Annotated in this window: 9 protein-coding genes; 1 reads left to right on the forward strand and 8 read right to left on the reverse strand. The window is 35.5% G+C overall.

What is annotated here, in order from left to right; translation table 11 throughout:
- Nucleotides 1-39: 39 nt before the first annotated feature.
- The 8 genes from LY01_RS11045 to LY01_RS11080 form a co-directional block, all read right to left on the reverse strand.
- On the reverse strand, nt 40-2208 hold the full coding sequence (locus LY01_RS11045; RefSeq protein WP_104515915.1) for a DUF349 domain-containing protein: 2169 nt from the start codon (nt 2206-2208) through the stop codon (nt 40-42).
- A gap of 64 nt (nt 2209-2272) precedes the next feature.
- On the reverse strand, nt 2273-3064 hold the full coding sequence (locus LY01_RS11050; RefSeq protein WP_104515916.1) for a shikimate dehydrogenase family protein: 792 nt from the start codon (nt 3062-3064) through the stop codon (nt 2273-2275).
- Nucleotides 3039-4058: a DUF368 domain-containing protein gene (locus tag LY01_RS11055; RefSeq protein WP_104515917.1), complete on the reverse strand. Its 1020-nt coding sequence runs from the start codon at nt 4056-4058 to the stop codon at nt 3039-3041. The genes LY01_RS11050 and LY01_RS11055 overlap by 26 nt, the downstream gene beginning before the upstream one ends.
- Complete coding sequence (locus tag LY01_RS11060) at nt 4059-5018, reverse strand: DUF368 domain-containing protein (RefSeq protein WP_104515918.1); 960 nt, start codon at nt 5016-5018, stop codon at nt 4059-4061.
- Between the two features lie 71 nt (nt 5019-5089).
- The gene (locus LY01_RS11065) at nt 5090-6361 is read right to left on the reverse strand and encodes an adenylosuccinate synthase (RefSeq protein ID WP_104515919.1); all 1272 of its coding nucleotides are present in this window, start codon (nt 6359-6361) and stop codon (nt 5090-5092) included.
- A gap of 2 nt (nt 6362-6363) precedes the next feature.
- Entirely contained in the window at nt 6364-6828 is a 465-nt protein-coding gene (locus LY01_RS11070; protein ID WP_104515920.1) for a Fur family transcriptional regulator, read from the reverse strand.
- 3 nt (nt 6829-6831) lie between these two features.
- On the reverse strand, nt 6832-9033 hold the full coding sequence (locus tag LY01_RS11075) for a RelA/SpoT family protein (protein ID WP_104515921.1): 2202 nt from the start codon (nt 9031-9033) through the stop codon (nt 6832-6834).
- Nucleotides 9034-9140: 107 nt separating this feature from the next.
- On the reverse strand, nt 9141-9866 hold the full coding sequence (locus LY01_RS11080; RefSeq protein WP_104515922.1) for a phosphodiester glycosidase family protein: 726 nt from the start codon (nt 9864-9866) through the stop codon (nt 9141-9143).
- 146 nt (nt 9867-10012) lie between these two features.
- On the opposite strand from LY01_RS11080, the gene LY01_RS11085 reads away from it, so the two are divergent.
- Entirely contained in the window at nt 10013-12457 is a 2445-nt protein-coding gene (locus tag LY01_RS11085) for a zinc-dependent metalloprotease (RefSeq protein WP_104515923.1), read from the forward strand.
- Nucleotides 12458-12548 lie beyond the last annotated feature (91 nt).

Consider the following 12548-nt stretch of genomic DNA (forward strand, 5'->3'; position numbering starts at 1 on the left):
GATGTAAATCAGCGCTTTTTGAAACATTTTTAATAAATATTACTCGTTTTCTTCTGAAGCTTCACTTTCGTTAGCTTTTTCTGCCGCTTCAGCTTCAGCAGCTGCGGTTGCTTCTTCTTCCTGTTTTACCATTTGTCTTTGAAGAATGTTCAATTGCTTTTGCTTTTCTTTGATAACATCTAGTTCTTTAGAAAGCTCTGCAATGTTTTTCTTAGTTTGAACTAAGAATGGATTCTTATCATCCTTTGCGTTGATAAACTGCAGGTTGTTATCCAGTTGTCTAACTTCATCCTGTATTTCATCACGTCTTTTCTTTAGGTAAAAACGCTCGTTTTTGAAATCATTTGCATCACCATTTTCTAGACTAGCTAGTTTATTTTGATACTTCAACATTTCAGCATCTACAGCATTTAAGCCGGCAGCTTTTAACTTTGCATGAAGCAGTTTTTCAAACTTTTCTTGAATCATGCGTTTGTTATAAGGTACACGACCTATAGCAGCCCATTGCGACATGTGTTGCTCAACATCTGCAAGCATTGCTTTTTTATCATCTTGAGGAATCATTTCTTTTAATGCATCATAGACTTTCATCTTTGCATCAAAGTTCTCAAGCTCTTCTTTACTGTCCTCTTTCTTTTGAGCACTTTTCTTATCAAAGAACCCATTACATGCCTTTTGAAAACGTTTCCAGATTTTATCACTGTCTTTTCTAGGGACATGACCTATTTGTTTCCACTCAGCCTGTATACGCTTCATGATTTGAAGTCCTTCAGCAAAATTCTCGTTATCTTGATGCTCTTCAGCGATCGCGATTAACTTCATTTTTGCGTCTAGATTATCTTGTTGCTCTTTCTTAAGACCTTTATAGAAATCATTTTTTGCTTTATTGAATTCTCTAGTACCGTTTCTAAACTGGTTCCATAATTCATTATTTACCGCTTTAGGTGCAGGACCTGTTTTAGTAAATAATTCTCTTAAAACATTAATTTCTTCTAGTCTGTCCTGCCATTCTTTATGATTTTTGGCACCTTGGTGCGTAATCTTCTGAATTTCGGCAACGATATTCTCTTTTACTAGTTGGTTTTGAGCACTCATTTTATCACGCTCTTCATAATAAGCTTGTCTCTTATCATGAATAATTTTTGTAGCAGCGCTGAATTCGTCCCATATAGGGTCACGCTCTTCCTTTGCAACAGGGCCTGCATCTTCTTTCCACATGCGGTGTAACTCTTGTAACTCTCTAAGTGCTTTGTGTATATTTTCTTCGGCACCTAATTCTACAGCACGAGCTATAATTTTCTTTCTGAAATCAAGATTACGTTCAAAATCTTTATCTCTTAACTCCTTACTTAGATCTATGTAATCATAGAAATTTTGAGTAGCAAGTCTGTAATCTTCCCAAGTAATGTTATAAGCATCGTGTGGTATGTTACCAGTAGCTTTCCATTCATCTTGATAATTATGGAACTTTTTAAATGTAGTCCCTATGTTTTCTTCTTGGTTGATCAATTGCTTGATTCCTTCAATGATCTGGCGACGCTTCTCAAGGTTATCTTCTTGCTGCTTGCGCTTATCTCTTTGAAATTGACCTTTTTGTTTTCTATATAAAGAATGCAGCTCATAAAATTGAGTTGCTAGTTCATTTTTGTATTCAAATACAGGTGCAGGCTCGTCTTCTACAGGAGGATTTTCTTCTGTAAATTTTGCTAGCGCTTCTTTTTTTGCATCAGCATCTGCAGTTTCAAATGCTTTTTTGATATCATCAGCTTGTGTTCTAAAACTGTTGATAGGGTATTCCTGCATTAACTCTCTAAGCTCTGCGATAAGAGCTGGCATTTCCATTGCATTATAATCCTTTTCAGGAATTTCTTTTATACTATCATCTTGTGGCTCGTTATCATCATCATCTTCATCCACTTCTACGATAGGATCTGTCGTGTTTGCAACAGTATCTTTTTCTTCTACAATAGCATCTTCATGAGTAGTAGAGACATCTTCTACCTTTTCTTCTACTTTATTACTACCTTCTTTAACAGGCTCGTCATTTAAGCCGTCACTGTCTGTTGTTTCTTGACCTTCAAGTGTTTGCCTAGGCGTGGTAGATTCTTCTACCATTGCATTTTCAAGAGAATCTTGTGCTTCCATATGTACATTATCCATTTCTGGTTGGTTTCCGTCTGCGTTGTGCAGGTTGTCATTCTTATCCATTATCTATTTTTTAATAGTAGTGGCAAGATAAATAGATTTTCTTGAACCACAATTCTATAGCTGTTTACTTATTCCATAGTTCCCAAGCTTTTTCTGCTTGGTGAACTAACATTTGATATCCATTAGTCACTCGAGCCCCTTTTTGCTGTCCCAATTTCATAAACATGGTTAACGCAGGGTTGTACACCAGATCATAAAGAACGTGAGATTCATTAAGGTATTCATAAGGAATATTAGGTCTTAATTCTACATCTGGTGTCACACCTAGTGGTGTTGTGTTTACTATTAGACTTACCATTTCCATAACTTCTTTAGTAATAGATTTATAATCTATAGTAAATTCGTCTTTTGGGTCTCTACTCACAAATAGATACGGTACTTGTAACGCCTCTAGAGTATAGGCTATTGCCTTAGAGGCACCGCCAGTTCCTAAAATCAGAGCATTTTTTTGTATAGGTAGAAAAGGTTCTAGACTTTTACCAAATCCATAACAGTCTGTATTATGACCAGTCCATACGTTATCTTCTATAGTGATAGTATTTATGGCGCCTATTGTCTTTGCCTCGTCACTTAGCACATCTACCACTTCTAGCATGTCTTCTTTATAAGGAATAGTCACATTGAGACCTCTTATAATTTCAGATTTGCTATTTGTGGTGCGAGATTCTTTGTTGTAGGTTACGCTTTCGCGAAAGCGAGACAGCAAAAACTCTCTACTCATTTCAAAATTTCTATAATGATGATCATCTAGTTTTAAATTCTCAAATTTTTCTGAGAAGTAGGCGCGTGAAAAACTGTAATCCAGTCGTTCTCCTACTAATCCAAAAACACTAGATGGGATTTGCTTTATTTCCATAACGGTCTAATATGTATACACTTAAAAACCCTATTATAACCATTATTATGGCTATCCAGGTTTGAGTTTCATTAATTTCTGGCCAGTAACGGCTGTAGTTTTCTAATATTTTTTCACCACTAGCATCTATGGCTATACTGCCAGAGTTAGTGAGCTGATATATTTCTTTTTTCCATGGCCATACTACGCCCAAAGATCCTGCTATAAAACCTATAATCATGGCATTAGTCTCATTGCGATAGTGTTTAATAGTCCAGCCTAAAAGATGGGAAAGGCTTATAAGGCCTACTATAGAACCTAGAACAAATGAGGTAAGTATAGCCAGCATATCCATGTGTGCTGTGTTATACCACCATGAAAAATCACCTTGTACAACAGCGACCATAGTGTCAAAAAAGGTGTTGATACTGTCTACTAATAATAAGACATAATTACCTAATAAAATTAGTATAAAGCTACCACTGAGGCCAGGTAGAGTCATCCCAGAAATACTCACCATACCGCAAAAGAAAACAAATATAAGATTGGGGTTTTCTCTAGCTGGGTCGAGTAGGGAAGTGCCTACACCTATGGCTATACCTATTATAAGAATGATTACATTATTGCGTGTCCACTCTCCATAACTTCTAGATATATAATAAATAGAGCCTAAAATCATACCGAAGAAAGTAGCCCATACGAGTATAGGATAATACTGTATCAATAGATCAAAACCTTTACTTACGGTAAAATAGCTTATTGCTTCTCCTAAAATTAAAAGAGTGAGAAAACGACCATTTATATAATGGAAGAATGTCGCATACCTTCCAGAAATAAGTAATTTAAAAGCTTTGAGATTGAGTTTTTGAAGAGAGTAGATAAATTCTTCATAAAAACCACCTACATAAGCTACTACACCACCGCTTATACCAGGAACCTTATTTGCGGTTCCCATGGCTACTCCTTTTAGAATAAGGAATAGTTTATCGGTAAAGCTTCTCGTGGATTGTCTCAATTAGTCCGTTTTTTTATGAGCCCATTTTTCTAGGGCAAGTATCAATAAAAAGCCAGTGATGGTAAGTAAAATTACATATAATATTTGTGGATCGCCATTAAATGAAGAAGGTGATATGCTTTTTTCTAAAAATGGTACTTCTACACCATGACTATCTATACGTGTCTTAATGACTTGTTTCCAAGGCCATAATTTATTTAGAGAACCTATCATAAAACCAGTAAGTAAGGCTAGAGTTAGGTTCTTCTGATTTTCAAATAGCCAGGTTAGTATTCTAGAAAAGACTTTTAATCCTACTATACAACCTATGGCAAATAGAAATAAATTTACAAAATAATTCCATGCCGCGGTCCAGTCTCCAGCAAGAATAGCTTCTAGAAAGCCAGATATAGAGCCTAAAACGGTTTTATAACTACCTAATAGTAATAGTAAAAAAGCACCAGAGACTCCAGGTAAAATCATAGCTATAATGGCTATGAAACCAGAAAAGATAATATACCACCAGCTATCTGGAGATCCTAAAGGCTCTGCAACGGTGATGTAATAAGAAATCGCGGTACCTATAATAATAGCTATTAACACGGTTATGTTCCACTTAGTAATTTGTTTACCTATATATAGCACACTAGCTAGCACAAGTCCAAAGAAAAATGCCCAAACTAATACAGGAAAGGTGTGTAGTAAGTAAGTGATAAGCTTAGAAAGGCTCAATATACTTATGGCTATACCTGCGAGAAGACTCAATAAAAAGCCGAGATTATATTTTACAAAGGTGTTCTTAATTCCTACTTTAAAGAGATCTTTAAACACATTAAAATCGAGTCCATCTATAGTTTTTATTAACTCTTCATAGATCCCTGTTATAAACGCTATGGTACCACCAGATACTCCTGGAACAACATCTGCCGCGCCCATGAGTAGTCCTTTTAATACGGTAGTGATATTTTTATTTAAAGACATAATGGTTGTTTAAAATGAAATCCCAAGTTTTGACGCTTGGGATTTAAAATAGTTATATAAGAAAGAACGGTTTATCTATGGATAGTTTGTGTTCTATCTGGACCTACACTTACTACTTTGATAGGAATTTCTAATTCTTTTTCTAAGAAGGCTATGTAGTCGTTTAATTCTTTAGGAAACTGAGAAGGTTCTCTCATTTTAGTAAGATCTTCTTTCCAGCATTCAAACTCAGAATAAATAGGTTTTACATTTTCTGGTTCTATGTTATAAGGTAAGTGATCGATTACTTCTCCTTTATATTCATAAGCCGTACAGATTTTAAGTTTATCAAAACCAGAAAGTACGTCACCCTTCATCATCATTAATTGAGTTACCCCATTTACTTGACAAGTGTATTTAAGAGCCACAAGATCTAACCATCCACATCTACGTGCACGACCAGTTACAGCGCCAAATTCATGACCTACCTTTGCCATTTCTGCACCTACTTCATCAAAAAGCTCTGTAGGGAATGGTCCACTACCTACACGAGTTGTGTATGCTTTAAAGATTCCATAAACTTCACCTATTTGATTAGGTGCAACACCTAGACCAGTACATGCTCCAGCAGCAGTGGTGTTAGAAGATGTTACAAATGGATATGTTCCAAAGTCTATGTCTAATAAAGATCCTTGAGCACCTTCGGCAAGAATAGTTTTACCATTCTTTTGTGCTTTTTGTAAATACTCTTCAGAATCTATGAAGGTTAGTTCTTTAAGCAATTCTACTGCTTTAAAGAATTCTTCTTCCATCTCTACAAGATTGTATTGAATATCTACGTTGTGAAAAGCGATAAGTTCTTCATGCTTGTTAGCAAGAGCTCTGTATTTTTCTTTCCAGCTGTCTAGTTCTAGATCACCTATTCTAATACCGTTACGACCAGTCTTATCCATATAAGTAGGACCTATTCCTTTAAGAGTAGAACCTATTTTTGCTTTTCCTTTAGATGCTTCAGATGCTGCATCTAGTAAACGGTGTGTAGGCAAGATGATGTGAGCTTTTCTTGAAATAATCAATTTACTCTTGATATCTAAATCAAATTGTTTTAACCCATCTAGTTCTTGTATAAAAACTACAGGGTCTATAACCACACCATTTCCTATCACATTAGTAGATTTCTCATGAAAAATACCTGAAGGAATAGTTCTTAATACGTGCTTAATACCGTCAAATTCTAGTGTGTGCCCAGCGTTTGGACCACCTTGGAATCTTGCAATAATGTCATAATTAGAAGTTAGAACATCTACAATTTTACCTTTTCCCTCGTCGCCCCATTGAAGACCGAGCAATAAATCTACTGCCATTTTTACTGTTTTTCAGTTGTGTTTTTAACGCCGTAAAAGTATAAAGAATGATTGGTAATCTTTACATTAAATACCTCTTCAATTGTCTTTTTTATCGACTCTATTCTTGGATCGCAAAATTCGATCACTTCACTAGTATCTGTAAGAATTAAATGATCGTGCTGTCTGTCAAAATATGACTTCTCATAATGAGATTGATTTTGACCAAATTGATGCCTTCTTACCAGTTTACTTTCTAATAATAATTCTATGGTATTGTAAAGAGTAGCGCGGCTTACACGGTAGTTTTGTTCTTTCATTTTACCGTATAATGACTCTACATCAAAGTGCTCTTCACTAGCATAAATCTCGTCTAGAATCGCATAACGTTCTGGTGTCTTGCGATGCTTGTTTTCACTTAGAAATTGAGTAAAAACATTCCTTACTATTTCCTGTTCTTTTTCCAGTGTGTTAATAATTTCACTCATATTTTATGATCTGGTTACCTTATCGATACCATTTATTTTATTTATGTTTTGTATAAGAGACGTAAGTAAATTCTTGTTAGGAACTACTACGGTGATTTCTCCTGTAAATATGCCATGATTACTATTAAAAGAAATGTTTCTAATATTCACATGCATACTCTCTGATATGAGCTTGGTAATTTCTTGTACCAATCCCATTCTATCTATACCTGTTAATTTTAATTCTGCTTTATACTCTCTTTGAGTAGAATCTATCCATTTTGCACTGATAATTCTGTAAGCAAATTTACTTTGCAAACTTATAGCATTAGGACAGTTATTCTTATGTACTTTTATCCCTTCACTTACTGTTGTGAAACCAAAAACAGAATCGCCAGGAATAGGGTTACAACACTTTGATAAGGTGTAATCTAGTGTAGCACCTTCTTTCCCAAAGACTAGAGCATCATAATTCTCTGTTACTTCTTCTTTATTAAGGTCAGGATTTTCTTTTGGTTTTCTAATCTTATTTTTAAGAAAGGAGTAAAGAGCATTGCTGCGGCTACTCGCATATTCTTTGATAGCTTTGTTATCTATCGTTCCATTTCCAACTCTGTAAAAAAGATCGTGACTGGTTTTTAACTTAAAGAAAGTAACCATCTGGTTCACACTAGTCTCATCTAGGTTGATTTTCTGAGATTTTAATTTTCTTGCTAAAATCTCTTTACCATCTGCCGCGATAAGCTTTTGATCTTCTTTAAGAGCACCTTTTATTTTTGCCCTAGCTCTTGCTGTTGTGGCATAGTCCAGCCAGTTCTTTGTAGGTTTTTGATTTTCGGACGTGATAATATCTACTTGATCACCACTCTTTAATTCATGCGATAGTGGAACTAATTTACCATTAACACGTGCCCCACGAGTGTGCAAGCCTACTTCTGTGTGTATAGAAAAAGCAAAGTCTAGTGGTGTAGAATTTTTAGGTAATGACTTTAATTCTCCCTTTGGTGTAAAGACAAATATCTCTTTACTGTAAAGATTCAATTTAAATTGTTCTACAAAATCTACTGCATTGCCATCTTGATTTTCTAGAGCTTCTTGCAGTCTGTTTAACCACTCTTCTAGACCGTCTTCTTTACTACCTTGTTTATATTTATAATGTGCAGCATAACCTTTTTCGGCTATTTCATGCATGCGCTCAGATCTTATTTGTACTTCTACCCATCTTCCATCAGGTCCCATTACAGTGATGTGTAATGCCTCATAACCTGTAGATTTAGGAGAACTTATCCAGTCTCTTAATCGTACCGGATTAGGTGTAAAGTGGTCTGTAACTACAGAGTATATTTTCCATGCAAGAAACTTCTCGTTTGCACGATCACTTCTAAAAATGATACGTACCGCAAACTTATCGTACACCTCGTCAAAGGTGACTCCTTGTTTCAACATCTTACGACGTATGGAAAAAACAGATTTAGGTCTACCAGAAATACGGTATTCTAGACCTTCTCTTTGTAAACTGTCATCTATAACGTGACTAAAATCTTCTATATATGCTTTTTGTTCTTCTTTACTCTCTACTATCGATTTTTGAATATCATTAAAAACCTCTGGTTCTGTATATTTTAAACCTAGATCTTCTAATTCTGTTTTAATATTATATAAACCTAGTCTGTGAGCAATAGGAGCGTAGATGTATAAAGTCTCACTAGCTATTTTAACCTGTTTATAATCAGGCATGCTGTCCATAGTCTGCATGTTGTGCAGCCTGTCGGCTATCTTAATAATAATAACACGTATGTCATCATTAAGAGTAAGCAACATCTTACGGAAATTTTCTGCCTGTTGCGATATATCTGCATCTTTCTTAAGGTGCGCTATTTTAGTAAGTCCGTCTACTATACGTGCTATGGTCTCACCAAATAGTTGTTCAATATCAGATAACGTGTACTTTGTATCTTCTACAACGTCGTGTAGTAACGCTGCAGCGATAGCAGTGGCATCTAGACCTATCTGTTTTGCAACTATTTTTGCAACCGCAATAGGGTGAAAGATATAGGCCTCTCCAGATTTACGGCGCTGTGGTGCGTGTGCTTCCACCGCGATGTCAAAAGCCTTTCTAATCAGCTTTTTATCTTCATCGGTGAGCATTTGATAACTTATCTTTAATAGGTCCTTATAACCTTTCGCTATCTGCTTGTTTTCCTCTTTAATCTCGACATCAGTCATATATAGTAAAGTTAAGCTACTTTGTGGATATGAGCAATTATTTTATGCTTTCTAGATAGGTATTTTTATTCCGCTTTCGCGAAAGCGGAACCGACATACTATTTATCTTATTTATAAACAGCTATCAGCACACCAAAATTACCATCCATTTGTTTTATGTTGTTATCTAAGTCGTAAACTCGTGACACATATCCATCTAGATACAAAGCATTTTTACAATCTTGTTTTTTAAAAAATGTAGCCAGGTCATAAAAGTTTATTTTTTCCTTAGAAAGAGCAAAAAGCAATTTGCCATCTGGTAAAATACCTACTGCATTGCGTATATGAACATTTTTTGAACCTTCATTAAATGCGTCATGTATTTTTCCATCTATCACAAGCATGGGACCAGATTGTGTGGCATATTTTAAATCTTCTATTTGAATAGCGGTGCTGCTTTGTATAATTGCCTTGCCATTTTTTTGAATCCCAAAAACTCCATTAGGTTGAAGATAAAAGTTACCAAAGGCTTTTTGAACAGTGTCGAGTGCTTTAATAATGCGACCGTTTTCAATGTACAAACCTTGCGGTGAGTGGTCTTTTAAGTACATACCACCATTCATGGCGTAGTTGAGTTTTTGATCTTTAAGTTTTAAGTGCTTTTCAAGATTGGTAAAAGTGTTGACCTTGTTTCCATTATCATCTTTCCAGAAAAAGGCTAGATTTTCATTATCTAGGTCTACTGTTTTCAAATGGAATCTAGGGTCTTTTATGGTTAGCTCTTCTTTTTCTTGGGCACAAGAGTATAATAGTAGGGTAAGACTTAGAATTAAAATGAAGTAGTTCGTTTTCATATCACAAGATCGAGGTTCTAAATTTATAAGAAAAATCTGCCAAATGGTAGAGCATTTCTTAGATTTTTGTTAAGCTTTTAACATCTCAAATTATAGATGAGATTTATGCTCTATTTTGTCATCCAATTAAACTTTACCCTATACAAATGAAAAGAACTATTATTACTAGTATGTTGCTATCGCTCATTTTATTATCGAGCAGTTGTAAAACGACTAGAGATGCTGTTGCTGCAAAAAGTAAACCATCTACCGAAAAAAGTAGTAAGAAGAAGCCTAAGTTTAAATCGTATTCTAAAGTTATTACGAGCGATGCCGTTACTGATGACGGTTTATTTAAAACGCACCAAGTAGATGAAGATTTTTTCTATGAGATCCCAACTGACTTATTAGAAAAAGACATGTTATGGGTTACTCGTATTGCACAAATTCCTTCTAACTTAGGTGGTGGTTATATGAATGCCGGTAGTAAAACTAACCAGCAGGTGGTGTCATGGCAGCGTTTTCAAGATAAGATTTTACTTAAAGTCAAGTCTTATTCTGAAGTAGCACTAGATGAAACTGCGGCGATTAACAACTCGGTTAAGGTTAATAATTATGAGCCTACTATGTATGCGTTTGATATACAGGCTTTCAGTAAAGATTCTACAGCTGTAGTAGTTAATGTGACTAAGTTTTTCAATTCTGATGTGCCATCTATAAGTGGTTTAAGTCCTAGATTGAGAAAACAATATAAAGTAAGAAGCCTGGATAAGAGCAGGAGTTTTATTAATTCGGTTAAATCATTTCCAGAAAATATAGAGGTAAAGCAAGATTTTACATTCACAGCTTCAGAGCCGCCATCTAATGGATCTGTAGGTTCTATAAGTATGCAAGTAAATCAATCTATGATTTTATTGCCAGAAGTAGCCATGCAGCCTAGATTATATGATCCTAGGGTAGGTTTCTTTACGGTAGGGCAAATAGATTACTCTAGCAAGGCTCTTAAAGCAGACGAGAAAACATACATACGTAGATGGAGACTAGAACCTAAAGACCCAGAGGCTTATGCTCGTGGTGAGTTAGTAGAACCTATTAAACCTATCGTTTATTATCTAGATCCTGGTACTCCAGAGAATCTTAAGGAATATATTAAACAAGGTATTGAAGACTGGCAGAAACCATTTGAAACTGCAGGATTTAAGAATGCTATTATAGCAAAAGATGCACCTACACTTGAGGAAGATCCTGAATTTAGCCCAGAAGACATACGTTACTCTGTAGTGCGTTATGTAGCAAGTACAACGCGTAATGCGGTAGGACCATCTGTAAGTGACCCACGTAGTGGTGAGATAATAGAGAGTGATATTATATGGTACCACAACCATTTAAGATCTTATAGAAATAGATATTTACTAGAAACTGGTGCTGCAAACCCAAGTGCAAGAACACTGGATACAGATGCTAAGGAAATAGGAGAGATGATGCGCCAGGTAATAGCGCATGAAGTAGGTCACGCACTAGGTTTTCCTCATAACATGGCAGCTAGTTATGCTTATGATGTAGAAGATTATAGAGATGGTGAGTTTACTCAAAAGAACGGTATCGCAGCAAGTCTTATGGATTATGCACGTTATAATTATATCGCACAACCAGGTGATAAGAACATAAGATTTGTGCGCCAGATGGGACCTTATGATCATTATGCAGCAAACTGGGGTTATAGAGTTATACCTAACGCAACGTCTCCAGAACAAGAAACGGCAACGTTAAATGGCTGGATTATGCAAAAGGCAAACGATCCTGTGTATAAATTTGGTCGTCAGAGCAGTAGATTTGATCCACAATCACAGACTGAAGCTATAGGTAATGATCCTATTAAAGCGAGTACTTATGGTGTGAAAAACTTAAAGTATGTAGCTTTAAATTTACCGCAATGGACATCACAAAAAACTGATAACTATGACGACCTGGAAGAGCTTTACAGAGAGCTTTTAGGTGTGTACTCTAGATATGTGGGGCATGTTGTGACTAATGTAGGTGGTGTAAATGAAGATCTTAAAAAACCTACACAGTCCGGTCCAGTGTACAGTACAGTAGATAAGAAAACTCAAAAAGAGTCTGTAGAGTGGATTAAAAATAATGTGATAGAAACACCTACGTGGTTAGTAGATAAGAAAATCGTTCAAAACATAAATCCAGATGGATATTTTGATGTACTTAGGTCTGTACAGGTAAGACATTTAAATAGTCTTTTGAGCCATGATCGTATAGGTAGATTGATCAACTCTGAGACTGTAGATACAGATTATTATAGCGCACTAGATATGTTACAAGATGTAAGAAAAGCAGTATTTTCTAGTTCTAAAGTAGATATTTATAAGAGAAATATTCAAAGAGCATACGTAGATAGATTGAACTATTTAATGACAGAAACGCCTAGACGTTCTACGTATAATGTAGCGCAAAGCGATGTGAGAGCGCTAGTAAGAGGAGAGCTTAAAGCATTACAGTCTACATTGCGTAGCAAAAGAAATGCTTCGTCGAGTAAGGTAAACCGTTACCACTATGAAGATTTATTAGCTCGTGTAGATTTAATTTTGAATCCTAGATAGAGATAAAAACTTATTTTATTATTTAAAAAGCAATCTGAGAAGGTTGCTTTTTTTTGTGTTCCGCTTTCGCGAAAGCGGAATAAACATCCAT

This window comes from Nonlabens xylanidelens (genome assembly GCF_002934445.1).
Classification (GTDB): domain Bacteria; phylum Bacteroidota; class Bacteroidia; order Flavobacteriales; family Flavobacteriaceae; genus Nonlabens; species Nonlabens xylanidelens.